20 protein-coding genes and 1 tRNA gene are annotated in these 26,762 nt (G+C 67.9%); 6 read left to right on the forward strand and 15 right to left on the reverse strand.

The window, feature by feature from the left end; translation table 11 throughout:
• Positions 1 to 6: 6 nt before the first annotated feature.
• The 4 genes from RM50_RS09060 to RM50_RS09075 all read right to left on the reverse strand — a co-directional run bounded on the left by RM50_RS09060 (position 7) and on the right by RM50_RS09075 (position 5,898).
• Positions 7 to 2,157 carry an ArnT family glycosyltransferase gene (locus RM50_RS09060; RefSeq protein ID WP_043452005.1) on the reverse strand — a complete coding sequence of 717 codons (2,151 nt, stop codon included), beginning with the start codon at positions 2,155 to 2,157 and terminating at the stop codon, positions 7 to 9.
• Positions 2,154 to 3,551 carry a bifunctional glycosyltransferase family 2/GtrA family protein gene (locus RM50_RS09065; RefSeq protein WP_043452006.1) on the reverse strand — a complete coding sequence of 466 codons (1,398 nt, stop codon included), beginning with the start codon at positions 3,549 to 3,551 and terminating at the stop codon, positions 2,154 to 2,156. Before RM50_RS09065 ends, RM50_RS09060 begins: the two co-directional genes overlap by 4 nt.
• Before the next feature lie 112 nt (positions 3,552 to 3,663).
• Positions 3,664 to 5,145, reverse strand: a complete 1,482-nt coding sequence (locus RM50_RS09070; RefSeq protein WP_043452009.1) for a sensor histidine kinase — start codon at positions 5,143 to 5,145, stop codon at positions 3,664 to 3,666.
• 12 nt (positions 5,146 to 5,157) lie between these two features.
• The gene (locus tag RM50_RS09075; protein WP_043452010.1) at positions 5,158 to 5,898 is read right to left on the reverse strand and encodes a response regulator transcription factor; all 741 of its coding nucleotides are present in this window, start codon (positions 5,896 to 5,898) and stop codon (positions 5,158 to 5,160) included.
• Between the two features lie 223 nt (positions 5,899 to 6,121).
• Here RM50_RS09075 and RM50_RS20205 point away from each other — a divergent pair, with 223 nt between their 5' ends.
• The 3 genes from RM50_RS20205 to RM50_RS09090 all read left to right on the forward strand — a co-directional run bounded on the left by RM50_RS20205 (position 6,122) and on the right by RM50_RS09090 (position 9,067).
• The gene (locus RM50_RS20205; protein WP_052260097.1) at positions 6,122 to 7,087 is read left to right on the forward strand and encodes a hypothetical protein; all 966 of its coding nucleotides are present in this window, start codon (positions 6,122 to 6,124) and stop codon (positions 7,085 to 7,087) included.
• Between the two features lie 531 nt (positions 7,088 to 7,618).
• The gene (locus tag RM50_RS09085) at positions 7,619 to 8,485 is read left to right on the forward strand and encodes a winged helix-turn-helix domain-containing protein (RefSeq protein WP_043452011.1); all 867 of its coding nucleotides are present in this window, start codon (positions 7,619 to 7,621) and stop codon (positions 8,483 to 8,485) included.
• 54 nt (positions 8,486 to 8,539) lie between these two features.
• Positions 8,540 to 9,067 carry a SixA phosphatase family protein gene (locus RM50_RS09090; RefSeq protein WP_043452012.1) on the forward strand — a complete coding sequence of 176 codons (528 nt, stop codon included), beginning with the start codon at positions 8,540 to 8,542 and terminating at the stop codon, positions 9,065 to 9,067.
• Here RM50_RS09090 and RM50_RS09095 read toward each other — a convergent pair.
• On the reverse strand, positions 9,036 to 9,959 hold the full coding sequence (locus tag RM50_RS09095) for a LysR family transcriptional regulator (RefSeq protein ID WP_043452014.1): 924 nt from the start codon (positions 9,957 to 9,959) through the stop codon (positions 9,036 to 9,038). The two genes, RM50_RS09090 and RM50_RS09095, sit on opposite strands and share 32 nt — an antisense overlap.
• A 72-nt stretch (positions 9,960 to 10,031) precedes the next feature.
• Between RM50_RS09095 and RM50_RS09100 the strand changes: the two genes are divergently transcribed.
• Entirely contained in the window at positions 10,032 to 11,030 is a 999-nt protein-coding gene (locus tag RM50_RS09100) for an EamA family transporter (protein WP_052260108.1), read from the forward strand.
• 601 nt (positions 11,031 to 11,631) lie between these two features.
• Here RM50_RS09100 and RM50_RS09110 read toward each other — a convergent pair.
• From RM50_RS09110 to RM50_RS09130, 5 genes are all read right to left on the reverse strand, one after another.
• Positions 11,632 to 12,279 (reverse strand): TetR/AcrR family transcriptional regulator, encoded by a 648-nt coding sequence (locus RM50_RS09110; protein ID WP_043452017.1) that lies wholly within the window; start codon positions 12,277 to 12,279, stop codon positions 11,632 to 11,634.
• Positions 12,276 to 14,312 (reverse strand): YhgE/Pip family protein, encoded by a 2,037-nt coding sequence (locus RM50_RS09115; RefSeq protein ID WP_043452018.1) that lies wholly within the window; start codon positions 14,310 to 14,312, stop codon positions 12,276 to 12,278. Before RM50_RS09115 ends, RM50_RS09110 begins: the two co-directional genes overlap by 4 nt.
• Positions 14,309 to 15,064 carry an ABC transporter ATP-binding protein gene (locus RM50_RS09120; protein WP_043452020.1) on the reverse strand — a complete coding sequence of 252 codons (756 nt, stop codon included), beginning with the start codon at positions 15,062 to 15,064 and terminating at the stop codon, positions 14,309 to 14,311. The genes RM50_RS09115 and RM50_RS09120 overlap by 4 nt, the downstream gene beginning before the upstream one ends.
• A gap of 66 nt (positions 15,065 to 15,130) precedes the next feature.
• The gene (locus RM50_RS09125; RefSeq protein ID WP_043452021.1) at positions 15,131 to 16,585 is read right to left on the reverse strand and encodes a dihydrolipoyl dehydrogenase family protein; all 1,455 of its coding nucleotides are present in this window, start codon (positions 16,583 to 16,585) and stop codon (positions 15,131 to 15,133) included.
• A gap of 75 nt (positions 16,586 to 16,660) precedes the next feature.
• Positions 16,661 to 16,737: transfer RNA gene (locus RM50_RS09130), tRNA-Arg, on the reverse strand.
• Positions 16,738 to 17,013: 276 nt separating this feature from the next.
• Here RM50_RS09130 and RM50_RS09135 point away from each other — a divergent pair.
• On the forward strand, positions 17,014 to 18,840 hold the full coding sequence (locus RM50_RS09135) for a phosphoenolpyruvate carboxykinase (GTP) (protein ID WP_043452023.1): 1,827 nt from the start codon (positions 17,014 to 17,016) through the stop codon (positions 18,838 to 18,840).
• A 189-nt stretch (positions 18,841 to 19,029) separates the two neighbouring features.
• Here RM50_RS09135 and RM50_RS09140 read toward each other — a convergent pair whose 3' ends face one another.
• The 4 genes from RM50_RS09140 to RM50_RS09155 form a co-directional block, all read right to left on the reverse strand.
• On the reverse strand, positions 19,030 to 20,190 hold the full coding sequence (locus tag RM50_RS09140; protein WP_043452024.1) for a globin domain-containing protein: 1,161 nt from the start codon (positions 20,188 to 20,190) through the stop codon (positions 19,030 to 19,032).
• Between the two features lie 140 nt (positions 20,191 to 20,330).
• Positions 20,331 to 20,780 (reverse strand): RrF2 family transcriptional regulator, encoded by a 450-nt coding sequence (locus RM50_RS09145; protein WP_043452026.1) that lies wholly within the window; start codon positions 20,778 to 20,780, stop codon positions 20,331 to 20,333.
• Positions 20,781 to 20,795: 15 nt separating this feature from the next.
• Positions 20,796 to 21,317, reverse strand: a complete 522-nt coding sequence (locus RM50_RS09150; RefSeq protein ID WP_043452029.1) for a hypothetical protein — start codon at positions 21,315 to 21,317, stop codon at positions 20,796 to 20,798.
• A gap of 6 nt (positions 21,318 to 21,323) precedes the next feature.
• Positions 21,324 to 22,742: a phosphomannomutase/phosphoglucomutase gene (locus RM50_RS09155; protein WP_043452031.1), complete on the reverse strand. Its 1,419-nt coding sequence runs from the start codon at positions 22,740 to 22,742 to the stop codon at positions 21,324 to 21,326.
• A 140-nt stretch (positions 22,743 to 22,882) separates the two neighbouring features.
• Here RM50_RS09155 and RM50_RS09160 point away from each other — a divergent pair, with 140 nt between their 5' ends.
• Positions 22,883 to 25,087, forward strand: coding sequence for a RecQ family ATP-dependent DNA helicase (locus tag RM50_RS09160; RefSeq protein ID WP_043452033.1), 2,205 nt, complete (start codon positions 22,883 to 22,885; stop codon positions 25,085 to 25,087).
• On the opposite strand, the gene RM50_RS09165 is transcribed toward RM50_RS09160, so the two are convergent.
• On the reverse strand, positions 25,011 to 26,660 hold the full coding sequence (locus RM50_RS09165; protein ID WP_240471921.1) for an MFS transporter: 1,650 nt from the start codon (positions 26,658 to 26,660) through the stop codon (positions 25,011 to 25,013). The genes RM50_RS09160 and RM50_RS09165 overlap by 77 nt on opposite strands.
• Positions 26,661 to 26,762: the final 102 nt, after the last annotated feature.

A 26,762-nucleotide genomic window follows, 5' to 3' on the forward strand; every position in this document is an offset into this window, starting at 1 on the left:
GGCGTCCTACTTGGTCAGTTGGTACACGGTGGAGCTGCCCACCGTCTGGGCCTGGAAGTTGGCCTGGACCCAGGCAGCCACCTCAGAGTTGCCGCCCCGGCCGCCCATCGTGCCTCCGCCCATTCCGCCGCCTGCAATGAAGTAGCTGATTTCGCCCTTGGAGACCATGTCCTGGAATTCGGCGAGTGTGGGGTAGGGATCGCCGCCGTTCCAGCCGCCCAGGGCGATAACGCTGGTGTTCGAGGCAAGTTCCAGGCTGGCCGCCTGGCTCGCGCCGGAGACGATCGCCGACCATTTGGTGGTGGTGGACGCCAGCAATGCGGTGACGGACGCATCGGCCGCCCCTTCGCCGGGACCGCCTGCGCCCCCAACACCGGGACCCCCAACACCGGAATCCCCGGCATCAGGACCACCAGCACCGGGAAGGCCGTTGGCGGGGTCGAAGCCTTCTGCGCCGGCGATGGCGTCTGTACCGGCCTCCCTGCCGTCAGCCCGGTCACCGCGGAGTCCCGCTGCCCGGTTGCCGAAGCCGGCGGCCGACGAACCCGCCGGCCCCGACGTCGGAATGGAACCCGCATGTGCCGTAGCGGCGGTGGCGAGGGTCCACGCGGCGGGTCCCAGCCCACCGGCCAGGAGGGATACGACGACGACGGCGGCCGCGCCTGCGCGCCGGAAGCGTCCCTTCGGGGCCACGGCGTCCAGGCGGAACAGGATTCCGGCGGCGGCAACGGCGCCGAGGACGATGATCGCGGGACGCAGCCAGGGGAGCCACGAGGCGTCGCGGCCCAGCAGGACCGCAGACCAGATAGCCGTGCCGAGGATGGCCACGGCCAGGACCGTGCGGGCAGGCCAGTACCCACGGCCGCGCCAGAGTTCCACGGCGCCGATGCCCACCAGTGCCGCGATGGCCGGGGCCAGCGCCACCGAGTAGTAGGGGTGGACGATGCCGCTCATGAAGCTGAAGACCCCGGCCGTGACCAGGAGCCAGCCGCCCCAGAGGATCAGTGCGGCCCGGTTCGCTGAGGTGCGGACTTCGCGGCGGGTGAACCAGAGGCCGGCCAGCAGCAGGACGAGGGCTGCGGGCAGCAGCCACGATACTTCGCCGCCGAAACTCGTGCCGAACATCCGGAGCAGGCCTGCCGCACCGCCGAAGCCGGCGTTCCCGCCGCCGAAGCCGGGTGCGCCGCCCAAACCGCCTGCGGGTGCGCCGCCCGCGCCCGCCGCCCCGCCGCCGGGCATGCCCTCACCCGAGCCGGTGATGCGCGCCAGCCCGTTGTAGCCGAACGTCAGTTCCAGGAAGCTGTTGGTCGTGGACCCGGCCATGTACGGCCGCTCCGAAGCCGGAGTCAACTGGAAGAGGGCGATGTAGCTGCCGGCCACAACGATGATGCCGCCCAGCGCGCCCAGCAGGTGCAGCAAGCGGCGCCCCAGCGTGGTGGGAGCGGCCCACAGGTAGGCAAGTCCCAGTGCCGGAACCACCAGGAAGCCCTGCAGCATCTTGGTGAGGAATGCCAGGCCGATCACGGCGCCGGCCGCCACGAGCCACTTCCATCCCGCGCGCTCGATGGCCCGGGTGGTGAAGTACGCCGCCAGCACCAGGCAGAGGGTGAGCATCGCATCGGGGTTGTTGAACTTGAACATCAGGGCAGCCACCGGGGTCAGCGCCAGTGCGCCGCCGGCCAGGAGGCCCGCAGCGGGACCGGAGACCCGCTTGACCGCCAGATAGAGGAAGCCGACGGCGGCAACGCCCATGAGCGCTTCCGGCACCAGCATGCTCAGTGATGAGAATCCGAAGATGCGGCCCGCGAGCGCCGAGATCCAGAGTGCGGCGGGGGGCTTGTCCACGGTGATGGCGTTGCCGGCGTCCAGCGATCCGAAGAGGAACGCGGTCCAGTCCTTGGTGCCGGCCTGGATGGCCGCCGCGTAGAAGGAGTTTCCGTAGCCGGTGGCTGCCAGGTTCCAGAGGTAGAGCACAGCCGTGGCCACCAGGAGCCCGGCCGCGGACGGCCGGACCCAGCGCGGCTGGCTGCCGAAGGCGTACCGGGTCCAGCGTGCCGGTGCTGCCGGACCGGATGCTTCGGACGCGGCGGCCGTGCCGGTGGCTGGAGCGGACGTTTCGCCCGCGGGGGTTGATGCCGGTGAGATGGTGGAGGTCATGATGCTGCCGTTTCTGTGGACGTCGTGGCGGGAGCGTGGTCAGGGGTGGTGGCGCTGGCTTCGCCGGTGCGGGTGCCGTTGCCCGGGGTTGGGGGCCGCGGTGTCCGCTCGCGGAAGACCCACAGCCGGAACAGCAGGAACCGGACGGCCGTGGCTGCCAGGTTCGCCGCCACGACGGTGAGGACTTCCACCCACCGGTCCGGCGTCGTCGCGCGGTGGACCAGGGCGAGCGCCCCGGAGGTGAGCAGCAGGCCGATGCCGAACACGATCAGCCCCTCGAAATGGTGCCGGACCGGATTGCCGCCCTGGATGCCGAACGTGAAGCGCCGGTTGGCGCCGGTGTTGGCCACCGCCGTGATGAGCAGCGCCAGGAAGTTGGCCAGCTGCGGGTCCATGAAGCCGCGGCAGAACACGAAGATGGCCAGGTAGGCCAGGGTGGAGGCGGCGCCGATGGCCGCGAACCGGACCAGCTGGCCGAAGAGGCTGCTGCCGCGGGTCTGCTCACCGGCCCTCGATGATGCGGGAAGCGGCCCACGGGCGAGGGCGGCACGCAGTTCCGGGACCGGGATCCGGCCATAGACCAGGTCGCGGGTCAGCCGCGCCATGCCGCGGACATCTGCCAGGGCAGTGCGGACCACGTCCACGCTGGAATCCGGATCGTCGATCCAGTCCACCGGAACCTCGTGGACGCGCAGGCCGCAGCGTTCGGCGAGGACCAGCAGTTCGGTATCGAAGAACCAGGAGTTGTCCACGGTGTAGGGGAGGATTTGCTGGGCGACGTCGGCCCGGATCGCCTTGAATCCGCACTGGGCGTCGCTGAAGCGTGCGCCCATGAAGGAATGGAGCATGAGGTTGTAGCCGCGCGAAATGAACTCCCGTTTGGGACCGCGGACAACGCGCGAGTCCCGGGTGAGCCGGGTACCGATGGCCAGGTCCGAGTGCCCGGAGATCAGGGGCGCCAGCAGGGGAGCCAGGGCGGCGAGGTCAGTGGAGAGGTCCACGTCCATGTACGCCAGCACCGGTGAGGGGGACGCCAGCCATACGTGGCGCAGGGCATTCCCCCGGCCCTTCTCGTCGAGGTGGACCACGGCCAGTTCAGGGAACTCGCGGGCCAGCCGTTCGGCGATCTTCAGCGTGCCATCCGTGCTGGCGTTGTCCGCCACGGTGATCCGGAAGCTGTGCGGAAAGGTTTCATGAAGGTGGCCGTGGAGCCTGCGCAGGCATTCCTCCAGGTCGCGTTCCTCATTGAAGACCGGAATGGTCACGTCCAGGACGGGGACGGCGGTGCGGGTGTCCACGGGTGCCCGCCGTACGGCATGCCCCCTGGAAGGAAGGCCCGGCGGCGCCACTGCGGCGTCCTGGCGGGGTCCTGAAGTGGAGTCGGTGAGCGTCATGCATCAACAGTGGCGCTGCCGGATTTGAGGGCTTTAGGCACAACCTGTGACGTGCCTGTGTAAGTGAAGGTCACTTTGTCGGCGGCCTGCCTGTGGGCGCGGATCACCGGGGCTACGGCGTCGTGGTCCAGGCCGTCGCGGGAAGCCGGATGGCGAACTCCGTCCTGCCCGGCCGGGAAACCAGCTCAACGGTGCCCCCATGGGCCATGACGATGGATTCCACGATGGACAGCCCCAGCCCGGACGATCCCTCGGAACCGGACCGGGCGGCGTCGGCCCGGGTGAAGCGGGAAAAGATGCTGCCTTGGAATTCGGCGGGGATGCCGGGCCCGTCATCGGTGACCGTGACCACCACGCTCCCGTCAGCGGAGCGCATCAGCCCGGTAGTCACCGTGGTGCCGGCCGGGGTGTGCTTCCGGGCGTTGGAGAGCAGGTTGGCCAGTACTTGGTGGAGCTGGGTGCTGTCGCCGCGGACGGTCACGGGTTCGTCCGGAAGCTGCAGCTGCCAGGTATGGCCCGGAGCCATGACCTTTTCATCGCTGACGGTTTCGACCACCAACTGGGTGAGGTCCACGTCCGTGGTTTCGGTTGCCTTGCCTTCATCCAGCCTGGCCAGGAGCAACAGGTCCTCCACCAGGGCTGTCATGCGTTCCGACTGGCTTTGGACGCGCCCCAGGGACTTTTGGCCGTCCTCGGTCAGCGTTTCGGTCATCCGCATCAGTTCGGTGTAGCCGCGGATGGCGGTCAGCGGTGTCCTCAGCTCGTGGGAGGCATCGGCTACGAACTGGCGCACCTTCATCTCGCTGCGCTGCCGTGCCTCGAGTGCGTTGGCAACGTTGTCCAGCATGAGGTTCAGGGCATGGCCCACGCTTCCCACCTCGGTGGTGGGGTGCGCCGCGGAGGGTGGCACGCGCACGGCGAGCGCCACCTCACCGGCGTCGAGGGGCAGCTTTGAGACCCTGGTGGCCACGTCGGAGAGCTGTTCAAGGGGCCGCATGGTCCGGCGGATCAAGGCAGTGCCGGCCAGCCCAATCAGGACCAGGCCGCCCAGCGACACGAGCACCATGGTCAGCACCAGGGAGGCTTCGGTGGCATTCTTCATGGCCAGGGGGAGCCCGGTGATCACCACATCGCCGTACGGCGTCGTGGTGGCGAGGACCCGGTAGTCGCCGTTGGACAGCTGCCGGTCCACCGGCACACCGTTGCGTGGCAGTGCCTGCAGGGTAACCACATCGGCGGAAGTCAACGCTGTGCGCGTGAAGTCGGAGGACAGGAATCCGGCGGCGCTGCTGATCTGGCCGTTGCTCACGCGGGCGTTGAGTGTTCCCACGCTCTGGCCCCGGGCGTCGAGCGGGTCAGGGCGTCCGGAAGGGTTGCCTTCCGGCGGGCGGCCGCGGGAGGCCTGCATTAACTGGCTGTCCAGCTGGTTGGTGAGGACCACGTCCATCGAGGCGTAGCTGGCCACGCCGATCGCGCTGGAGATGGCCACCAGAAGGGCCATGGAGAGCAGGATCAGGCGGGTCCGCAAATGCCAGGTGGAGGGGTTGAACCAGGACCGGCCGGTGGGCCGGGGGACACCGGAAAGCGATGACATGCGCTTGCCCGGCTAGTCTGCGGGCTTGATGACGTAGCCCGCGCCGCGCACCGTATGGATCATCGGCGGGTGCCTGGCCTCGATCTTCTTGCGCAGGTAGGAGATGTAGAGTTCCACGATGTTGGCCTGGCCGCCGAAATCGTAGTCCCACACATGGTCCAGGATCTGCGCCTTGCTGACCACGCGCCTCGGGTTTTCCATCAGGTAGCGCAGGAGTTCAAACTGCGTCGCCGTCAGCTGGATGTCCTCGCCGGCACGGGTGACTTCGCGGGTGTCCACGTTGAGCACCAGATCGCCCACCACCAGCTCGGCGGTGTCCATGGCAGCGACTCCGGAACGCTGCACCAGGCGGTGCAGGCGCAGCAGGACCTCTTCCATGCTGAAGGGCTTGGTGACGTAGTCGTCCCCGCCTGCCGCCAGGCCCACGATCCGGTCCTGAACAGCGTCCTTCGCCGTGAGGAACAGCGCGGGCACCTCCGGCGCAAAGGCGCGGATCCTGCCCAGCAGTTCCACGCCGTCGAACCCCGGCAGCATGACATCCAGCACCAGGACGTCCGGGTGGAAGTCCTTGGCCAGTTTCACGGCCGTGGGTCCGTCACCGGCAACGGCTACGGACCAGCCGGCCATGCGCAGGCCCATGCTCATCAGCTCCGACAGGCTGGGCTCGTCGTCCACCACCAGGGCACGGATCGGGGAACCGTCGGGATGGGTGAGCTGGGGAAGGTTGTTGGTCATGGGGTGCGGGGATGCCATGGGACAACTCTCCGATCTGTCGGTTAGCCAGTGCTTTGCCGTTGCTGTGTTCCAGCTGTGAGCTCCAGCCTAGCCACCTGGGGCTTCCCTGGCTCCCGTTGAGTCTCGAGGGTCACAGGAGGGCTTGGCCTGCCGCACAGCCAGCGCACAGCAAAGCGGCAGACCCTGATGACACCAAACAACAGCACCATCACCTGACAGTTTCAACTTCTTGGAGAACGCCATGGACCAGCACGACAACCGCACCGTCCCCGGGGCTTCCGGGCATGACGGCCAGCCGGATTCCGCCACGGACAGCGGGCAGCAAGGCCGGCCCGCACCGGTCTGGGGCGGCGTCCCGGAAGGCCACACCGGGGCCTACGAACCAGCAGGCCGGGATCAATCCCCGGGGCAACAGCCCGCCCAGGGGTGGGGCGCACCCGCCCCAGGAACGCCATCCCCAGGGTGGGGCACGACGACGGCGGGCGGCCAGGCGGACAACGCCGGCACGGGCTGGGGCGCACCGCAGCACTACGCGCCTGATGCTTCGTCCCGTCCAGGGAAGGGAAACTGGACCGGCAGGAAAAGCCTGCTGGTGGGAGGCGTTGCGGTGGTGGTCGGCGCCGCGGCCGGCGCGGGAGCCTACGCAGCCGGCAACGGGGCTACAACTGCCTCAAGCGTCAACGGCACGGGGGCGGGACAACTTGGGCCCGGTGGGCAAAGCGGCATGACCGGGCAGGGCGGCATGATGGGCCCGGGCGGCCAAAGCGGGGTGGACGGCAGCGGTGCGGCCGGCGGCATGAACGGCGGGATGGGCATGGATGGCGGCCCGGGCGGACTGGGCCTGGGGGCAGCGGGCCTGAACGCGGCTGTCCACTCCGAATACGTGGTCCTCCAGGACTCCGGCTACGTCACCATGGCCGGACAGGCCGGCACTGTCACAGCGATTTCGGAAACCTCCATGACCGTTAACAGCGAGGACGGCTTTTCCCGGACCTATTCCGTGGGCTCCGACGTCCAGGTGACCAAAGGCATGCGGCAACGTGGCAGCGCGTCCACCGGCAGTACGCCCAGCCTGGCCAGCGTGACCACGGGGGCAACTGTGCGCGTGACAGCCCTGAAGGACGGCAATACCTACACGGCACAGACCATCCTGCTCGCAACGTCCAGCGCCCCGACCACGCCCGGTGCCGGAACCAGCAGCAACTGACGCCTGGAAGGGGCCAAAGCGGCAAAAAAGATCGGAATTTGCCAGCAAGCGGTTGGACACGGCCTGCACCGGTACCGCGATTCTATGTCAAACGGTTGAATTTCAGGCCAATTCGAGGAGAAGTGACTTTGCCGAATAATATTCAGAAAATGTGCCAATGAGGGGGGCCTGACCGGACAAGCGTCGCCGTAAATTCCCTCTGCCAAAATCGTGATCTACCGCACAATTCTCCGTTTCGTCTCACAATGCGGACGATTTGGTCCATTGTTACTTGCAAGTTGGCATTGTTACGCTGCACACTTCCAATGTGAACAAGAACTCAACAGCACCTGCAGCCGCAGAATATTGGCCCAGCACATCCGCTGCTGCCGACATGCGCTGTTGTCGAATGCACGCCTGACCTTCCCACCCATCGAAGTTCTTAGGCATTCGCCCCCAGCCCAGCGTCGGGCGCCCCTCCCCGGTCTTCGCCGCGGGGAAGCCAGCATTCGAGCCGCGAAGGCGGCCATTTCACATTGAGGTAAGCATTCCATGTCAGTTGCATCCGGATACGTCCACATCTCTGTCCGTAACGCCGCCAAGGCAGGCCAGCCCTCCGGCATCCGTCCCGGCTTCGGCCCGCGGCCGGCACTTGCCCCCTCCACCTCCGGAAGCAGCTACCCTGCCCAGGGTTTTGCCCCGCAGGGATACAACCCGAACTCCTACGGCCAGCTCCGCGCCGTCCATCCGGCCGAATCCGCTCCGGTAACTGCACCCACCCCGGTCGTGTCAGGGCCGAACGCCGTCCGTCCGGTCGCCAATGACAACGTGGCCCGCGGATTCGTCCTTTACATGGGCATCGACGAGGAGACGGCCGCAGCGGCGGGTACCTCCATTGCCAAACTGGCCCAGGAGATCCGCGCCTACGCGCAATCGCTGGTCTCCGGCGCCGAGAGCTACGCCGCCGTCGCGGTGGCCCCGGCCGGCACCCCCGGCTCCGCGCTCGACGTCGTCCGTTCCACCTTCGGCGACCCCACCGTCAACAACCGCCAGCGCACGGAAACCCCGCGTGCTGCCCAGCCGCAGGAACCGCGGCCCTCCGGTGTGCTGATCGACCTCGCCCGCCGCGAAGTCCACCTTGACGGCGAGTCCCTGAACCTCACGTTCAAGGAGTTTGAGCTCCTGAACTACCTCGTCGAAAACGGCACCCGCACCGTGGGCCGCGACGAGCTCCTCGAAGGCCTGTGGCGCAACGCCGAAGAAGTGCCCAACGAGCGCACCATCGACGTCCACATTCGCCGCCTCCGCTCCAAGCTGGGGCGCCTTGCCAACACCGTCCGCACGGTCCGCGGCCAGGGCTACCGGTTCTACGAGCACCCCGAGGTTGTTGTCTGGGCTGCGCCGGAGTACTCGATCTAACTCCCGGTTCCACCTGGCCGCCTCCCCGGCGGGGGGATTGGCTAGGCTTGGGGCATGAGTGAGCACCACCTTCGCCGCCTTGTGATCATGCGCCATGCCAAGGCCGACTGGCCCGGCGGGGTGGCTGACCACGAGCGGCCGCTGGAGGAGCGTGGGCACCGGGAAGCGCCGCTGGCCGGACGGTGGCTGCTCAAGCACAACATCGTCCCGGACTTCATCCTGTGCTCCAGTGCGTTGCGGACCCGCCAGACGTGTACCTGGGTCTGCTCGGAGCTCGGTGACAAGGCCCCCACGCCCAAGCTCGAGGACGGCCTGTATGCCGCATCGGCGCTCCGGATGCTCACCGTGGTCAACCATGTACCGGACACGGTGACCACCCTGATGCTGATCGCGCACCTGCCCGGCGTCCAGGACCTGGCCATGCACCTCGCCTCACGCGATTCGGACCACGAGGCCTACATGGACGCCGCCACCCGTTTCCCCACCAACGCGCTCACCGTGCTGGAAACGGAAAAGCCATGGGCGGAACTCGATGGGCAGGATGCCCGGATTACGCGCTTCGCGGTTCCCCGCTCGCACTGACGGCGATGCCGCGCAGCATCGCCGCTACATGCCTGATGCCTGGACTGGCGGTCATGGTCCTCCGGTGGACCAGCCCCACCTGCCGTGCCTGGACCGGGTTGACCACCGGCACGGCCACCACGTCCGGAGGCAATGCCGGGCGGCCGAGGCGCGGGACCAGGGCAACACCCACCCCCTGCTCCACCAGGGCGATGTGCGTTGCAAAGTCGGGGTCATACACCCTGATGTCCGGGACCCGGCCGAGGTCCGCGAAGATGCGGAGGAGGGCTTCATTGCAGATGGCGCCATCCGGTGTGCTGATCCAGCGCTCCTCCACGAGCTGCGCGGGCTCGATGTCCGCGCACGCTGCCAGCGGATGCTGCCGGTGGACCAGGACGTCCGCCACGTCCTCGCACAGCCACTCCAGCGTCAGGTGCTCCGGGATCACCAGGGGCACCGAATTCCAGTTATGCACCAGGCCAAGGTCCGCTTCACCGTTGGCCACCCGGGCCACAGCCTCGCGCGGATCCTCCGCCAGCACGGAAATCTCCAGCGCCGCCTCCGACTGCCCGATCCGCGCCAGCAACGGACCCACCAATCCCCGGCAGGCAGTGGAAAAGGACACCAGGCGCAGGCTCCCGCTCGGCTTGGCCGGGTCCGCGAGGAGGGTTGACTCCAGTTCCTCCAGCTCGGCCAGGATGCGCCGGCCGTAGGCTGCCAGCGCCAGGCCGCGCTCGGTCAGCAGGACCCCGCGGCCGCGGCGCTCCAAAACCGCGAACCCGGCTTCCTTCTCCAGCTTCTTCACCTGCTGAGACACCGCAGAGGGGCTGAACCCCATCACCTCCGCGGCGGCAACCACTGTCCCGTGCTGCTCGATGGCCGCCAGGGCCCGCAGCGAGCCGATATCGATCATGAAGCAAAGCTACATGATCTGATGTTCAAATGGGCGCTGGTGCTTCAACCGTTCCTCTGCCACAGTGGGGACGTGAGCCTGCGCGATTCCCTCCTTGCCGTCCTGGTGGCCCTGCTGTGGGGCCTGAACTTCGTGGCCATCGACATCGGCCTCCACGCCGGTGGCCGGGACTTCCCCCCGCTGTTGTTCGTGGCGATCCGCTTCGTCCTGGTGGTTGTCCCCTGGATCTTCTTCGTCAGGAAGCCGGACGTGCCGTGGAAGGCCATCATCGGCGTCGGACTTTTCATGAGCGCCGGCCAGTTCGGGCTCCTCTACCTGGCCATGGCGCTCGGCATGCCGGCAGGCCTGGCCTCGCTGGTCCTGCAGGCCCAGGTCCTGCTGACCGTCCTGCTGGCCGCCGGGTTCCTCGGTGAGCGGCCCAGCCGGCGCCAGCTCGCAGGAGTGGTGCTGGGCGTGGCAGGCCTGGCCGTCGTGGCCGTGGGCCGCAGCGCCGTGGCTCCACTGCTGCCGCTGCTCATCGTCCTGGCGGCGGCACTGTCCTGGGCGGCTGGCAACGTCATTGCGCGCAAAGCGAGGGCTGCCTCCGGACTCGGCCTGGTGGTGTGGTCCGGGGCCGTGGTCCCGGTCCCGCTGGCCGCGTTGTCGCTGCTGGTTGACGGGCCGGCCACGGTTTGGGATTCCCTGTCCGGCCTCCAGGCACCCACCATCGCCAGTGCCCTGTATACGGCTGTCTTCGCCTCACTGGTGGGCTACGGCATCTGGAACCGGCTCCTGGCCAGCCACCCGTCGTCGGCCGTTGTTCCGTTCACCCTGTTGGTCCCGGTGGTGGGCATGAGCGCCGCCTGGCTGGTACTCGCAGAGGTGCCATCGCCAACGGAGCTGGCAGGCGGCCTGCTCCTCCTGGCCGGCGTGGCGACGGCGGTGCTAACCGGAGGGGGCGGGCGTCAGCGGCGGGGTTGGCCGCGGGCAGGCCGGGGTGCCGGTTTGGGCGGCGGTGAAGCGGACGACGCCGGGCGCCTGGCTGCCGCTGCCGGGTCCCGGGCGGGAGCGCGCGGGACGGAGGTCCGCTGAACGGGGGAGGCCTGGGTGCCTCCGCGCGGGGCGGCCGTCCGCTGGGCTGCCTGGGGGCGCGGCTGCTGCCCCGTGGTCCTGCCTTGCCCCGCTGGCCTGGCCTGGGCTGCCGGCTTTCCCTGCCCGGTTGCCCGCGCCGCGGGCCGGGCTGCCGGCGTGCCGCTGCGCCGTGCCGGGGAGGGTCGGCGGACCGCCGTGATCCGCCTCCTCCCCGGCCACAGGGCTCCGAGGAACAGGATCCCGAACGTTGCCGCCAGCGCGGAGGCGGCGGCAATGAAGTAGTTGTCCGGGTCGTCAGTGGGAAGAGGTGTGCCCAGGAAGGACGACTGACCGTCGAAGGCAAGCTCCCAGGTGCTGAGGAAGGCCAGCGAAAAGCCGAGGGCCAGGGCGGTCCCCGCACCGGCGGCCAGCAGGGCGAACCGGCGCCGCCGCACCAGGATTTCGGCCACCGCGGCGAGGTAGGCCAGCGCCAGGACGCCCAGGAACGCGAGGAACACCGGCTCGGCAAGGGTCATCGCCGTGAGCACCAGCAGCCCGGCAGCAACAATCCCGCAGATGACCGCGAATTTTCCGCTCTTCCCCGTATGGCGCATGTCCACCATCATCCCCGAGGAGCGGCATCCTTCAGGACGTAGCCGCGCATGATCGCCATGATTGCGACAACACTTTGGTCACGGGTGCGCTCGGGGTTGTACGTCTGGCGGTCAAGGCCCACCACGAAGCAGGCGCCGAAGATGGCCGTTTCCAGGCTCCCCCGGGACACCGAATCATCCACGGGGTACGCCGTGGCGACGCGTTCCACTGCCTGCCCGATCACGTCGAGCAGTTCCGCCCGCAGGACCGAAAAGGTGCCCTGCCACTCACTGGGGATCCGCCAGTTTTCGCTGACCCACAGGCGCGCAAAGGAGGGGTATTCGGCCATGAAGTCCATGGCCTGCCCGATCATGGCCTCCATAGCCAGCAAGGGGTCCCGTCCGGGGCCGCCGCCGTCGGCCGCAGCGAGCAGCCGTGCCTTGAGGATGTCCACGCCGTGCCGGAGCAACTGTGCGATCAGCTCGGATTTGCTGCCGAAGTTGTAGTAGACCGTACCCTTGGAAACCCCCGCCGCTGCCGCGATTTCGTCCACCGTGACGCTGGCAGCGCCGCGCTCGCCGATCAGCTCCATCGAGGCGTCGAAGAGTTTCTGCCGCGTGGCGTTGGTCCTGGCGGGCCGGAGTGCCTTGGCCGCACCTGCTGGTTCGGTGGTCATACCGCGATCTCCGGCTTCAGGGTCTTCAGTGTCCAGTACTTGTTCTTGCGCACCGCCAGGGTGGACATCGCCGCGCCCAGCAGGGTGTAGCCCACCAGGCCGGCAAGGGTGGGGAGGATCATGGACAGGTCCCCGCCGTAGATCAGGTGCCGCATGCCCGTGACTACGTAGCCCATGGGCAGGACCTGGTGCACCACATGCAGCGGCTGGGGGGTGGTCTGCCAGGGGAACGTTCCTCCGGATGACACCAGCTGCAGGACCAGCAGGATCAGCACCACCAGCTTGCCCGGCGAGCCCAGCAGGGCCACCACGCCCTGGATGAGGGCGCTGAACGCCATGGCGGCGGCCAGCATGAACAGCCACATAAGGACCGGATGGGCAGGGTTCAGGCCCAGCGCCACGTCCACCACCAGGGTCAGCAGGGACGCCTGCACTACCGAGACCAGCAGGAAGGGGAGCCAGCCGCCCAGCGCGATCTTCCACGACGGCGCATTGGAGGCCAGGGCCCGCTGGGTGATGGGACGCATGGCCTGGACCAGCATGAAGATCCCGATCCACATGGCAAGCGTGAGGAAGAAGGGTGCCAGCCCGGCGCCGTAGGACCCGGCCTTGGCCTGGGACACGTTGCTGACGGCGACAGGATCAGCCATGACCTGGGACAGGTTGCTCTTCTGGGCGTCGTCCGGGTTGGGGACCTGCCCGGCGCCCTTGCCGATCTCGTCGGCCAGGGTGCGTGAACCGGAAGCGGCCTGGCCGGCGCCGTCCGCAACCTGCGCGGCCCCGGCGTCCACCTTCCGTGCTCCGTCGGCAAGGCTGGAGGATCCGTCGACGGCGGACTGCTCGCCGGCTGCCAGGGCGGCAGCCCCCGTGTGGAGCTGGTCCGCCCCTGCCGAGGCCTGCCCGATGGCGTCCTTCAGTGCGGGCATTCCTGCCGCGAGCTGGGCGGCGCCGACGCTGACCGCTTCGGAGCCGTCGGCCAGCTGCTGGACCTGGGCCGCATCGGTCTGGAGCCTGGTCTTTGCAGCCGCCACGGGGCTTGAAGCCGCGGCGGCATCGAAGTCAGCCAGGACCTTGTCCGCCTGCTCCTGGGTCAGGACGCCCGCGGTGACGAGCCTGCTGTTGGACTCCACCACCCGGTTGCGCAGGCCCTGGTCAGCGGCCTCCAGCTGTGCGGCAGCATCCTGGACTTTGGCATTCAGCTGGGCGTTTCCGGCAGCCACCTGCGCGGCGCCGTTGGCAAGCGTCTGGGCATCCGTGGGGAGGGTGGCCGTCTTGTCCTTCAGGGTGGACAGCCCGCTGCTCAGCTGCCCCGCGCCGTCGGTCAGCTGGTTGGCCCCGTCCCGCAGCTTCAGCTGGCCGGCGTACAACTGGTCCGCGCCGCTGGTCAGGGCAGAGGTGCCCTCGTGGAGGGTGACGGTTCCGTCCCGGAGCGTGGCCACGCCGTCGGCCAGCTGGGAGGCGCCGTCCGCGGCCTGGACCATCCTGGAGTGGATGGTGCCGAACCCTGTCAGCAGTTGGTTGGCAGTTTCCTCACCCACCTCCTTGGCCACCGTGGAGTGCACAGCCGTAGTCAGTTTGTCCACGATGGTGCTGAGGAGGTAGTTGTTGGCGTCATTGGTGGTGACGCTCAGCATGGCCTGGCTGGCGGAGTCGAAGCTGCCGGGGGAGACGAGGTTCGCGGAGAAGTCCTTGGGGATCTTCAGGGCAAAGGCGTACTGCCCGCTGCTGACCCCGGCGTCGGCTTCCGTGGAGCTGGCCACCGGGATCCAGTGGAACACGTTGCCTTCCACCAGGCTGTCCGCAACCTTGTGCCCCGCCTCCAGCCGCGTGCCGTCGGTGGCGGTTGCACCGGAGTCCTCCACCACCAAGGCGGCGTCGAGGTTGTTGAGGTGGCCGTAGGGGTCCCAGTTGGCGTACAGGTACACAGCGCCGTAGAGCAGCGGGACCATGGTCAGCGCCAGGATGGTCAGCTTGGGCAGCAGGCCGCCCGTCATGCGCTTGAGTTCGGAGCGGGCCAACCGCAGGACAGTCACTTGGCAACCTCAGTTTCGATGGTGGTTTCGTGGTTCTCCGGTTCGGGCATGGCCTCTCCGGCGTGTTTCCCGTGCGTGGACTCCAGGTCCGGGACCGGGTCGGCCTCGGCTTCAGGCGCCGCCGCAACAGGTGCGGCGTTGCCGATGGTGGCCACTGGACCGTCCCACGAGGCGGGGACGGCACTGACTGCCGCCACGACGGCGAGCGGCCGCCCGGCGTCGTATGCGAGCGCGCGGAGGCGCGGCAGCCACGTGGACGCATCCGCGGAGTGCCGGTCCGGGGAATCCACCACCAGCAGGTCCGTGCGGGGGTTCGCCAGGGCCAGCGCTGTAAGCAGTTCCAGCCGCCGCTGCGGTTCCAGCTGCTCCGTCCACAAGTCCGCGATGTCCTCGAAGCGGTTGACCTTCAGCCATGGACCGCTCAGCAGTGCACCGCGGAAACGGCGGGGGATGAGGGCAAGGTCCTCGGTCACCAGGTCGCGGACCGAGAGGTGCTCCTCGGGTTCGTTGACGCCGGGGGAGTCCACCAGGGCCGCAGCATGGCGGAGCTGCTTGGTGCGGGAATTGTTATCCCAGCCGAGCTGTCCGCCCGTTGCCTTCATCCTGCCGCTGAGCAGCAGTGACAACGCGGTGCGCTGGTCCTGCCGGTCGCCGGCCACGAGCAGCAGTTCACCGCGGGCCACGGTCAGAGAGGTGGGAGGAAGCAGCGGATCCCGGCGTCCTTTGGCGTGGAGCTGGTGTGCTGAGAGCAAGGATTGCCTTTCGCAGAAATCGTCTGCTACAAGGCTAACCGAACTGACCGGTCAGTTCAAATAGACTTAAAGGCCGTACTTCTCCAGCAGTCGCAGCCACACCTCGCTGATCGTGGGGTAGGAAGGGACGGCGTGCCAGAGCCGGTCCAGCGGCACCTCTCCCACCACGGCGATGGTGGCGGCGTGCAGCAGTTCGGCCACGTCCGGGCCGGCGAAGGTGGCCCCCAGCAGGACCTTGCGGTCCTCGTCGACCACCAGCTGGGCCCAGCCCTCATAGTTCTCCGAGTGCAGGGAGGAGCCGGCCACCTCGATGGGCAGCTCAACGGAGGACGCGTTGTAGCCGTCCTTCCGCGCGGCCTTCAAGGTGCGTCCCACGCTGGCCAGTTCGGGGTCTGTGAAGACGACGCTGGGCACGGCGTGCTGGTTGGCGGTCTGCGCGTATCGGGTCCAGTCGCCGGGGGTCCCTTTCAGTTCGCCCTTGGCGCGGGCTGCGATGGCGTCGCCGGTGGCCCGGGCCTCGTACTTGCCCTGGTGCGTGAAAAGATTCTTGCCCGCGGCGTCCCCCACGGCGTAGAGCCACGGTTCGTCGCCGGGAGTGCCCTGCACCAGGCCTGACGAATCCGTTGACAGGGACAGGTGGCCGGAGTCGTCCGGCCCGAAGCCGACGCTTTCCAGGCCCAGGCCTTCGAGGGCCGGGTGGCGGCCGGTGGAGACCAGGACTTTGTCAGAAGTGACGGTGGTGCCGTCGCCCAGGGTCACGGTGATGGTGCCGTCGTCGTTCTGGCTGATGCGTTCGGTGGCGGTGTGAAGGCGCAGTTCAACGCCGTCCGCGCGCAGCCCGGCGGCAACCAGCGCAGCCGCCTCGTCCGGGAAGTTGCCCAGCAGCCCGCTGCGCGCCACCAGGGTGACACTCGAGCCCAGGCGGGCGAAGGCCTGGGCCAGTTCGGTCCCGGCCACTCCGCCGCCCAGCACCGTGAGGCGCTCCGGGACCTCGCGGGCCGAGGTGGCTTCCCTGGTGCCCCAGACCGGTACGTCCTGCAGTCCCTCGATGGGGGGAGTGGTGGGGGTTGAACCGGTGGCCAGCACGACGGCATGCCGCGCCCGCAGGAGGTGCTGCGTCCCGTCCAGGCCTGCCACCTCCACAGCCTTGGGGCCGGTCAGCCAGGCGTGGCCGCGCACCAGCTCGATCCCGGTGTCCGCCACCCATGACACCTGGCTGTCGTCCTGCCAGTTGGAGGTGAAGTAGTTCCGGCGCTCCAGGACGGCGGCGGCATCAAGGGTGCGGGTAACGGCTTCCTTGGCTCCCGGCGTGGTCTGGGCCGCGTGCAGCGCCGTGCCCGGCCGGAGGAGAGCCTTCGATGGCATGCAGGCCCAATAGGAGCATTCGCCGCCGACGAGTTCGGCTTCAACCAGCACCGCGGTCAAGCCGCCCTCCACCACCCGGCCGGCCACGTTTTCCCCTACGGCGCCTGCGCCGATAACAACAACATCAAATTCGCGCTCAGCGGCCTCGGGCATCATGAGCAAAGCCTAGCCGGGTTGACGGTCCGGGCAGCACAAAAAAGGTCCGTACCGGAGAACCGGTACGGACCTTGCTGGTGCGCCCAAAGGGATTCGAACCCCTGACCTTCTGTTCCGTAGACAGACGCTCTATCCAGCTGAGCTATGGGCGCATTCCGTGTCCCGGGAGAAGAACCGCTCTCCCTGAACCTCGAATTACTTTACGCGAGCTGCGGGCTGATGCCAAATCGAGAGGCATGTAATCTCCACAACTAGACCGGTATAGGTGACCTTCATCACTTAATTGGCGTTTTCGCGGGAATAATTCCTTGATTTCTCGCGGAATTCAGTTTCCGTGACTGGATATGTCAGTCAAGCTCCCCAAAAACTCCACTGGTCCGGACCATAGCATTTAGCTCACACCGATGAACCCGAGGAAGGGAACTGCAATGGGCGATCTGGCGCAGAAGCCGCTGCTTGAGAAAGCACCCACCACACATGCCGGTCTGCTGGCATGGGTCGAAGAGGTTGCTGAGCTTACGCAGCCGGACCGCATCTACTGGGTTGACGGGTCCGAAGAGGAAAACACCCGCCTGACTGACGAGCTTGTTGCTGCCGGCACGCTGACCCGGCTCAACCAGGACCTGTTCCCGAACTCCTTCGCCGCGTTCTCGGATCCCGCCGACGTTGCCCGCGTCGAGGAGCAGACCTTCATCTGCTCCGAAAACAAGCGTGACGCAGGGTTCACCAACAACTGGATGGACCCGCGCGAAATGAAGGACAAGCTGCGCGGGCTGTTCGCCGGTTCAATGCGCGGCCGCACCATGTACGTCATCCCGTTCGTCATGGGCCACCTGGACGCCGAAGACCCCAAGTTCGGTGTCGAGATCACCGACAGCGCCTACGTAGTCGCCTCCATGCGCATCATGGCCCGGATCGGTACCGACGTCCTGAACCGCATCACCGAAACCAACGCCTTCTTCGTGCCCGCCCTGCACTCCGTGGGTGCGCCGCTGGAACCGGGCCAGGATGACGTGACGTGGCCCTGCAACCCGGACAAGTGGATTGTCCACTTCCCCGAGGAACGCTCCATCTGGTCCTTCGGCTCCGGCTACGGCGGTAACGCCCTGCTGGGCAAGAAGTGCTACGCCCTGCGGATCGCCTCCGTCATGGCGCGGGACGAAGGCTGGCTGGCCGAGCACATGCTGATCCTCAAGCTGACCTCCCCCGAACAGAAGACCTACTACGTCGCCGCCGCCTTCCCCTCCGCCTGCGGCAAGACCAACCTCGCACTGCTGGACCCCACCATCAAGGGCTGGAAGGTTGAGACCCTCGGTGACGACATCACCTGGATGCGGTTCGGCAAGGAAGGCGAGCTGCGGGCGGTCAACCCGGAGGCTGGCCTCTTCGGCGTTGCCCCGGGTACCGGATGGGGCACCAACCCCAACGCCATGCGTGCCATCGCCAAGGGCAACAGCATCTTCACCAACGTGGCCCTGACCGATGACGGCGGCGTCTGGTGGGAGGGCATGACCGACGAGGTGCCGGCGCACCTGACCGACTGGCAGGGCAACTCCTGGACTCCGGGCTCGGACCAGCCAGCAGCCCACCCGAACTCCCGGTTCTGCACCCCCATCGACCAGATCGACATGCTGGCAGAGGAATACCACAACCCGGACGGCGTGGAGCTCTCGGCCATCCTCTTCGGCGGCCGCCGTAAGACCACCATCCCCCTGGTTACCGAGGCGCGCAGCTGGTCCAACGGCATCTTCATGGGTTCCACCCTGTCCTCCGAAACCACCGCTGCCGCTGCGGGTGCCGTCGGCGTGGTCCGCCGCGACCCCATGGCCATGCTGCCCTTCATCGGCTACGACGCCGGTGACTACCTGAACCACTGGGTCAACCTTTCCGCCAAGGCAAACCCGGAGCGGCTGCCGAAGATCTTCCTGGTCAACTGGTTCCGCCGCAACTCCGAGGGCGGCTTCGCCTGGCCCGGGTTCGGCGACAACGCCCGTGTCCTGAAGTGGGCCATCGAGCGCCTGGAGGGCAAGGCGGACGCCGTCGAAACCCCCATCGGCTTCGTGCCCACCGGGGAGGCCATCGACCTCGAAGGCCTGGACATGACCCCCGCCCAGGTGGAGGAAGCCGTCAAGGTCGATCCCACCGAATGGGCTGCCGAACTGGCCTCCATCGAGGAATGGTTCGCCAACTTCGGCGACTCCCTGCCCGACGCCCTGCGGTCCGAGCTGGCAGGCCTGAAGGCCCGCCTCTCCTAGGTTCCACTGCCTGAAGCACGACGACGGCCCCGCACCTTTCGCGAAAGGTGCGGGGCCGTCGTCGTTCCCCCCATCGATTGCTCCCCGCCGGCACCCTAACCTCGCAAGCTCGGCCAGGGAACCCTGCCGGCGTGGGCCCACGTACTGGTCGTTTTCAACCTTCAAAACGACCAGTATGGAGCAGTCGATCTAGCTGGCGAGCCAGATGTCCGGGCCGAAGACCTCGTAGTGGATCCGGGTGGCCGGGATGCCGGCGTTGATGGCCTCGTTGCGGATGTTCTTCATGAACGGCAGCGGACCGCACAGGTACAGGGACGCATCGGCCGGCAGGTCCACTTCGCGCAGGGACATGAAGCCTTCCTTCGCACCGTCCACCGGCTGCTCGAGCCAGAGCTGCAGTTCGGCGGTGTCCAGGCGTTCGACGTCGTCCGTCATCTGGCCGCGCAGCGCCCAGCTGTCCAGGGTGCTTTCGGCGTGCAGCACCAGGACCTGGCGGTCGGAACCGGACTCGGCAAGGGAGCGGAGGATGGAAGCCGTGGGGGTGCAGCCGATGCCCGCAGAGGCCAGGACCACGGGTCCGTCACCCTCCTTGAGCGTGATTTCGCCGTAGGGGTTCGAGATTTCGACGACGTCCCCCACCTGGACGGTGTTGTGCAGCACGGGGGAAACTTCGCCGCCGTCGTCCAGTTTTGTGGTGAAGGTGCGGCTGGTGCCGGCGTCGCCGGACAGGGAGTACTGCCGGACCTGGCGCAGGCCATCGGGAAGGGCCACCTTGACGCTGATGTACTGACCCGGCAGGGCTGCGGTGACGGGTGTGTCGTCGGCCGGCTGCAGGGTAAAGGTCATGGACCCGGTTCCTGCCGGGGTCTTGGCCGCCACCCGCCACGGAGTCCACATCCTGTCATTGGCCTGGGCTGCGTAGAGGCCCTTTTCCAGCTTGATCAGCGCATCCGCCATCAGCCAGTACACCTCCGTCCAGGCCTCGGCGATCTCCGGCGTGATGACTTCTGCAAGGTCCTCGGCGATCGCTGCGAACAGGTGCTCATAGACCACCTGGTACTGCGGCTCCGTGATGCCCAGGGAGGCGTGGCGGTGCGCGATGCGCGAAAGGACGGTTTCCGGCAGCGTGCCCGGATTGTTCACCAGGTGGGTGGCGAAGGCGGCGATGCTCCCGGCGAGGGCCTGCTGCTGGTTGCCGGAACGCTGGTTGGAGCGGCTGAACAAGCCATCCATCAGTTCGGGGTGCGCGGCGAAGAGGCGGGCGTAGAACTTGGGGGTGATGGATCCGATCCGGGAACCGACCAGCGGCAGGGTGGCCTCAATAACGGGGCGGGACTTGTCCGAGAGCATCTGAACTCCTGAGGTTATGGCCGGGGCCTTCGTCCGGCCGGAGGAAAACTCACATTTCAAATACGAGTATTTCTGCCTCAGTTCTACACCTTGTAGAAGTTTGAAATCAAACCGATAGCGGGCGCCCGGATAATAGGCGACTAAAGTCCCGGGCGCAGGCCGATCATAGAGAAAACCGGCGCCATTTGCCGGGCCTGGGGAAGGTCCGCGATGACCACCGAGTCAAGCTCGGCGTAGAAGGCTTCGCGGGCGCGGGCCAACGCGCCTCGCAGCCTGCATTCATTGATGAGGGGGCAGTTGCCCGTGGGGGACATGCACTCGGCGGGATCGGTGCGGGTATCGAGCTGCCGCAGGATGTGCCCCACGGTGGCAATGCGTCCGGCGTGGCTGAGCCGCGAACCGCCCGAACGGCCGCGGACCACCTCGATCAGGCCCATGCTCCGCAGCTTGGCCATGGCCTTGCTGACGTGGTTGTACGGCGTCCCCACCGAGTCGGCGATGCTCTGGGTGGTCAGCAGGGTGCCGTCCGGGACCGCTGCGAGCACCATGAGTGCGCGCAGGCTGACGTCAGCGAAGGCGTTGATCTTCATGACTGCGGTACCGGTCTAGTCCACCCAGATGGCGGGCTCGCTGGCGTCCGCACCCAGTTCGCCGAATTCCCAGGTCTGGGTGCCCGCATTGGCCGAGTACGGCAGGACGGCGGCGAAAAGAGAGCCGTCCCGGTGCTCGGAGGCCACATGGATGGCGTCCGAATCGTCCTCCACCAGCAGGATGTCGCACACCACGGCCGCAGCGCGGAAGTCGTCCCGGTTCTGCCGGAGGAGGGCCTGGAGGTCGCGGATCATGGCGTCGGCGTCGAATTCCGCGTCGCTGTCTTCAGCAGCATCGGCCGGGGAGACAGCAACCAGCCGCACTTCGCCGTCGTTCTGCACAGTCAGGGCAAAGGGCAGAAAGCCGCCGTTGCGCTGGAGCTGCTCCTGGGCCGCGCTGACGCCCGTGCCCAGGAGGTTCTCCAAGTCTGTTGCCGTGGCTTCGGAGACGGAGTCGCGCCAGCTTTCCTGGCCGCCGCCACCGTCCGGTGCCTGGCCGCCGCCACCGTCCGGTGCCTGTCCGGGATGCTCCGCCATGCGGTGCTAGGCCCGGACCAGGGACAGGACGCGGTCGCGGATGCGTTCCATGGTGGACCGGTCCGTGGCCTCGGCGTTGAGCCGGAGGAACGGCTCTGTGTTGGAGGGGCGCAGGTTGAACCAGTAGCTGCCGTCGTTGGCCGTGAACGTGCTGCCGTCAAGGGTGTCGATGGTGAGGTCCTCGTCCGCGAAGGCCTGGCGGACCCGCTCCACCGCGGCCGGCTTGTCCTCCACCTCGGAGTTGATCTCACCTGAGCTGACGTAGGGCTCGTATTCGCGGGCCAGCTCGGACAGCGGGCCGTCCTGCTCGCCCAGGGCAGCCAGGACGTGCATGGCCGCCAACATGCCCGTGTCCGCGTTCCAGAAGTCGCGGAAGTAGAAGTGCGCGGAGTGCTCTCCGCCGAACACGGCGCCTTCTTTGGCCATGACTGCCTTGATGAAGGAGTGGCCCACGCGGGTGCGGACGGCGCGGCCGCCGTCATGCTCCACAAGTTCCGCCACCGCGCGGGACGTGAGCAGGTTGTGAATGATCGTGGGGGTTTCCTCGCCCTGGGCCTTGGCGCGCGCAATCTCGCGGCGGGCCACCATTCCGGTGATGGCCGACGGCGATACGGGTTCGCCCTTTTCATCAATGACGAAGCAGCGGTCGGCGTCGCCGTCGAAGGCCAGGCCGATGTCCGCGCCGTGCTCGATCACGGCGGCCTGCAGGTCGCGGAGGTTTTCCGGCTCCAGCGGGTTTGCCGGGTGGTTGGGGAAGGAGCCGTCCAGCTCGAAGTACAGCGGAACGATGTCGAAGGGCAGTTTGGGCAGCAGCGCGTCGCCCAGCACCGCCGGGGTGGTCAGGCCGGCCATGCCGTTGCCGGCGTCCACCACGACCTTCAGCGGGCGGGAGGCGGAGAGGTCGACGAGCTTGCGAAGGTATTCCGAGTAGTCCTTGAGGACGTCGCGGACGCTGATCAGGCCGCGGGTGCCTGCCGCGGGGATGGTCCCGCTGTTCAGGTACTGCTCCGCGAGGGCCTGGATCTCCTTGAGGCCGGATTCGGAGGAGATGGGGACGGCGCCGGCCTTGGCCATCTTGATGCCGTTGTATTCGGCCGGGTTGTGGCTGGCGGTGAAGGTGGCTCCGGCACGGTTGAGGAAACCGCAGGCGAAGTACAGTTCGTCGGTCGAGATCAGGTCCAGCAGTTCGACACTGGCGCCGCGCGTTGCCGCCCCGTTGGCGAAGGCCTTGCTGAACTCGGGGGAGGAGGGGCGCATGTCGCCGCCCACCACGATGGTCTGGCCTTCGAGCTGCAGGACATCCACGAACGCGGCCCCCACGGCTTCGACGATTTCGGCGGTGATCGACTCGCCGACAATCCCACGGACGTCGTAGGCCTTGAAGGATGCCGAGAGATCAAATGTCGTTGTCTGTTCGCTAGTCACGGGCTTTATCTTACGTGGACGGCGATGGCGGCCAAGGCGGTTTTGGCGGTATGTGCGTAACAGCAGCGGACCGGCGGGGTATTTCCACATAGCGGATTGTGCCCGTCCATGTTGTCGGAGGGTGCTGGGATACTGAATCAATGGCCGATAACCAGTACACGTCCACAGTTTCCGCTACCGCAGTTGCAGACCAGTCAGATCCGCGTGTGCAGGGGAGCGCCACCCATGCCGAGGCGCTCGAGGTCCTGCGCGGCCTGGTGGGCCACCCGGACGCCGTCTTCCACGACGGGCAGTTCGAGGCCATCGAGGCATTGGTCGACGGCGGGCGGCGGGCTTTGGTGGTCCAGCGCACTGGCTGGGGCAAGTCGGCCGTCTATTTCGTGGCGTCCCTGCTGCTGCGGCGCAGGGGAGCCGGGCCCACGCTGATCGTCTCGCCGCTGCTTGCCCTGATGCGGGACCAGGTGGCCGCTGCCGCCCGGGCCGGGGTGCGCGCCGTGGCCATCAACTCGGCCAATCAGCTGGAGTGGGACACCGTCCGTGAACAACTGGCCGCCGACGAGGTGGACGTGCTGCTGGTTTCCCCCGAGCGGCTGACCAACCCGGCGTTCCGGGAGACCCAGCTGCCGGAATTGATCCGGCGGACGGGCCTGCTGGTCATTGATGAAGCCCATTGTATTTCCGACTGGGGCCACGATTTCCGTCCCGACTACCGGCGCATCGCGGACCTGATCACCCAGCTCCCGGATTCGGTGCCGGTGCTGGCCACTACCGCCACCGCCAACTCCCGGGTGGTGCACGATATCGAAGAGCAGCTCGGCGCGGGGGTCCTGACCATCCGCGGCTCCCTGGGCCGTGAGTCCCTGCGGCTTGGGGTCTTGTCCCTGCCAGGGTCCAAAGAGCGGCTGGGCTGGCTGCTGACCCACCTGGCCGATCTTCCCGGCAGCGGAATCATCTACACGCTGACGGTGTCCGCGGCCGAGGACACTGCCCGCCTGCTGTCGGAGGCCGGGCACAACGTCCTCGCCTATACCGGCCGGACTGATCCTGCCGACCGGGAGCGTGCAGAGCAACTATTGAAGGACAACCAGGTCAAGGCACTGGTGGCCACCTCCGCCCTGGGAATGGGATTCGACAAGCCGGACCTTGGCTTCGTGGTGCACCTCGGTGCGCCGTCCTCGCCCGTTGCCTACTACCAGCAGGTGGGCCGCGCAGGCCGCGGCGCGGCGAACGCCGATGTCCTGCTGCTGCCCGGTGCCGAGGACCGGGAGATCTGGCAGTACTTCGCCACCGCCTCCATGCCCTCGGAGGAGAAGGCCGGGGCCGTGCTGACGGCGTTGGCCGAAGCAGGCACAGCCCTGTCCACCGTGGCCCTGGAAGCCCGGGTGGACCTGCGCCGTACCCCCCTTGAGCTGCTCCTGAAGGTGCTGTCCGTGGATGGCGCGGTGGAGCGGGTCGGCGGAGGCTGGCGGTCCACCGGCCAGCCCTGGGTCTACGACGCGGAACGATACCGCCGGATTGCCGAGGCCCGCGTGGATGAGCAGGACTCCATGGTGATCTACCAGGACACCGCGGGTTGCCGGATGGAGTACATCACCTCGGTCCTGGACGACGAGACCGCCCGTCCCTGCGGGCGCTGCGACAACTGCGCTGGCCGGTGGTTCCCCGCGGACGTGGCAGCCGACGCCACGGCAGCGGCCGGTCAAACCTTGAGCCGGGCAGGTGGAGTGCTGGAACCGCGGCTTCAGTGGCCCAGCGGCATGGACCGGCTGGGCGTGCCGGTGAAAGGCAAGCTCAAGCCCGGTGAGGGCCTGGCCGAGGGACGTGTCCTTGCCCGCCTGACGGACCTCGGATGGGGCGGCGCCCTGCGGGAACTGTTCGCCGCGGGCGCGCAGGACCGGCCCGTGGATCCGGGCATGCTCCAGGCCTGCGTGCAGGTCCTGCGTGAATGGGGCGCCGGTGATGGCCGTACCCCGGGGTGGAGCGGTGTGGGCAGGCCGGCCGCCATTGTCGGCGTGCCGTCCCGCAGCAAACCGCAGCTGGTGGGGTCACTGGCACGCGGAATCTCCGAGATCGGCCGCATTCCGTACCTCGGCGAGCTGCAGCTGGCGCACGGCGGGCCCACCGGCGGCCGCGGCGGGAACAGCGCCTACCGGTTGGCCGGGGTGTGGGACCGGTTGGTGGTGGGTCCGGAGCTTGAGGCCGCCCTGCAGTCTGCCCAGGGCCAGCCGGTCATGCTGATTGACGACCTTGCAGACAGCCGGTGGACCCTTACCGTCGCGGGGCGCGCCCTTCGGCAGGGCGGGGCGGGAGCTGTGCTTCCCCTGGTTCTGGCGCAGGCGGGCTGACGGCCTCAGCAGCGGCTGAACCCCGGGCTGCACTTCGTCCTGCTGCGCTTGCGCCTTGGGCTGCTGCATCCCGGGCTGCGGCGTCCGGCTCCGATGCCGCCTGTCCGGCTGCCCCCGGGGCCGTGGCTGCCGGGCCTGGCTGATCCTGCGGCGGCCGCCGTTGGCTCACTGCCGCGCCGGCATGACGGGGAAGCAGCAGGCTGTCCACCGTGCTGGCCAGCATCAGTACGGCCATCACCACGAACGCCCCGCGGAAAGGACCGGCGGGGTCCTGGGGCACCAGGGCCTGTCCGTCGAAGATCCGGATCAGCAGGGCGGCGACGGCGATGCCCGAGCCCGTGCCCAGCTGCACCAGGGTTGCGGACACCGTGTTGGCGGACGTCAGCTGTGCCGGCGGGATGTCGGCGTACTGGACCGAAGCGTAGGCCGAAAAACCGATCGAGCGGAAAGCTCCGCTGCAGACCAACAGGAGGAACGTCAGGGCGTCCGGCGTCGCCGGGGTGAGGAACGCGCAGAGCGCGAAGGTGACCGCGGACGCCAGCGAGGCGAACACCAGCATCGCCTTGAAACCGAACTTCCTGATCAGTGGCGTGGTGGCGGGCTTGATGCCGATGTTGCCGATGAACACCGCCGCGACCATGGCACCGGCCTGCAGCGGTGACCAGCCGAACCCGGTTTGGAACATCAGCGGCAGCAGGAATGGGACCGAGCTGATGGTCACCCGGTATACGAATCCGCCGGTGGCCATCGCCCGGAACGTCCGGGTGCGGAAGACCTGGAGGTTGAACAGTGGATGGGGAGTCCGGCGCATCCAGGCCACGGCGCCGGCAAGTGCGGCGAGCCCGGCCGCGGCGCTGATCCCCGCCCAGGGCAGCTCCGGGTGGCTGCTGGCCAGTTCCAGGCCCGCCACCAGCGCGCCTACCCCCACCGTCGTCAGCACCATGCCGGGCCAGTCCAGCCGGCGGCCGGCGTCGCCGGGTGCCGCCGGAACCAGGCGGAGGGCGGCGACGAAAGCGGCTGCGCCGAGGGGGATGTTCACCAGGAAGATCCAGTGCCAGGACAGATAGGTGGTGAGCGCACCGCCCACCAGCGGTGCGAGGACCGGGGCCAGGAGTCCGGGCCACACCAGGAACGCTGTGGCGCGCAGCAGGTCGGACTTCGGGGTGCCGCGCAGCACCACCAGGGTTCCCACCGGGACCATCATGGCCCCGCCGGCGCCCTGGGCGATGCGGCTCAGGGTGAGCGCGAGGAGGTCCTGGCTGAAGGCGCAGAGCAGGGACGCGAGCGTGAAGACGGCGATCGCTGCGCAGAAGACCCGGCGGGCGCCGAAACGTTCGGCCAGCCAGCCACTGATGGGAATGCCCACGGCGACCGTCAGCAGGTACGCGGTCATGGTGATGTTGACGTCGGCAGCGGGGATGGCAAAATCAGCCGAGATGCTGGGGATCGCCGTAGTGAGGACCGTGCCGTCCAGGAACTCCATGAAGAACGTTGCCGCCACCAGGAGGGCCAGGCGCGGGTTCCACCCCGAACGGGTGCTGTCCTGTTGGTGAGGTGTGGTGCGTGCCGCCATGCGCCAATCCTGCCACTGGGGCACCGCCCGCGCGCCCCTCGTCCGGCTGGCGGACAGCGTTTTCCAGAGGACGCGGGAGCCTTGCCATGTTCATCAGAAGCT

The sequence above is a fragment of the Pseudarthrobacter phenanthrenivorans genome (assembly GCF_000813845.1).
Classification (GTDB): Bacteria; Actinomycetota; Actinomycetes; order Actinomycetales; family Micrococcaceae; genus Arthrobacter; species Arthrobacter phenanthrenivorans_B.

What these genes read in the sequence shown, in the direction of transcription:
- RM50_RS09125 (WP_043452021.1), bottom strand. Translation starts at nt 16,585, where the DNA reads ATGATGCCCGAGGCCGCTGAGCGCGAATTTGATGTTGTTGTTATCGGC.
- RM50_RS09160 (WP_043452033.1), top strand. Translation starts at nt 22,883, where the DNA reads ATGGCCGATAACCAGTACACGTCCACAGTTTCCGCTACCGCAGTTGCA.
- RM50_RS09095 (WP_043452014.1), bottom strand. Translation starts at nt 9,959, where the DNA reads ATGATCGATATCGGCTCGCTGCGGGCCCTGGCGGCCATCGAGCAGCAC.
- RM50_RS09110 (WP_043452017.1), bottom strand. Translation starts at nt 12,279, where the DNA reads ATGACCACCGAACCAGCAGGTGCGGCCAAGGCACTCCGGCCCGCCAGG.
- RM50_RS09075 (WP_043452010.1), bottom strand. Translation starts at nt 5,898, where the DNA reads ATGGCATCCCCGCACCCCATGACCAACAACCTTCCCCAGCTCACCCAT.
- RM50_RS09060 (WP_043452005.1), bottom strand. Translation starts at nt 2,157, where the DNA reads ATGACCTCCACCATCTCACCGGCATCAACCCCCGCGGGCGAAACGTCC.
- RM50_RS09140 (WP_043452024.1), bottom strand. Translation starts at nt 20,190, where the DNA reads ATGCTCTCGGACAAGTCCCGCCCCGTTATTGAGGCCACCCTGCCGCTG.
- RM50_RS09145 (WP_043452026.1), bottom strand. Translation starts at nt 20,780, where the DNA reads ATGAAGATCAACGCCTTCGCTGACGTCAGCCTGCGCGCACTCATGGTG.
- RM50_RS09070 (WP_043452009.1), bottom strand. Translation starts at nt 5,145, where the DNA reads ATGTCATCGCTTTCCGGTGTCCCCCGGCCCACCGGCCGGTCCTGGTTC.
- RM50_RS09065 (WP_043452006.1), bottom strand. Translation starts at nt 3,551, where the DNA reads ATGACGCTCACCGACTCCACTTCAGGACCCCGCCAGGACGCCGCAGTG.
- RM50_RS09135 (WP_043452023.1), top strand. Translation starts at nt 17,014, where the DNA reads ATGGGCGATCTGGCGCAGAAGCCGCTGCTTGAGAAAGCACCCACCACA.
- RM50_RS20205 (WP_052260097.1), top strand. Translation starts at nt 6,122, where the DNA reads ATGGACCAGCACGACAACCGCACCGTCCCCGGGGCTTCCGGGCATGAC.
- RM50_RS09085 (WP_043452011.1), top strand. Translation starts at nt 7,619, where the DNA reads ATGTCAGTTGCATCCGGATACGTCCACATCTCTGTCCGTAACGCCGCC.
- RM50_RS09165 (WP_240471921.1), bottom strand. Translation starts at nt 26,660, where the DNA reads ATGGCGGCACGCACCACACCTCACCAACAGGACAGCACCCGTTCGGGG.
- RM50_RS09150 (WP_043452029.1), bottom strand. Translation starts at nt 21,317, where the DNA reads ATGGCGGAGCATCCCGGACAGGCACCGGACGGTGGCGGCGGCCAGGCA.
- RM50_RS09090 (WP_043452012.1), top strand. Translation starts at nt 8,540, where the DNA reads ATGAGTGAGCACCACCTTCGCCGCCTTGTGATCATGCGCCATGCCAAG.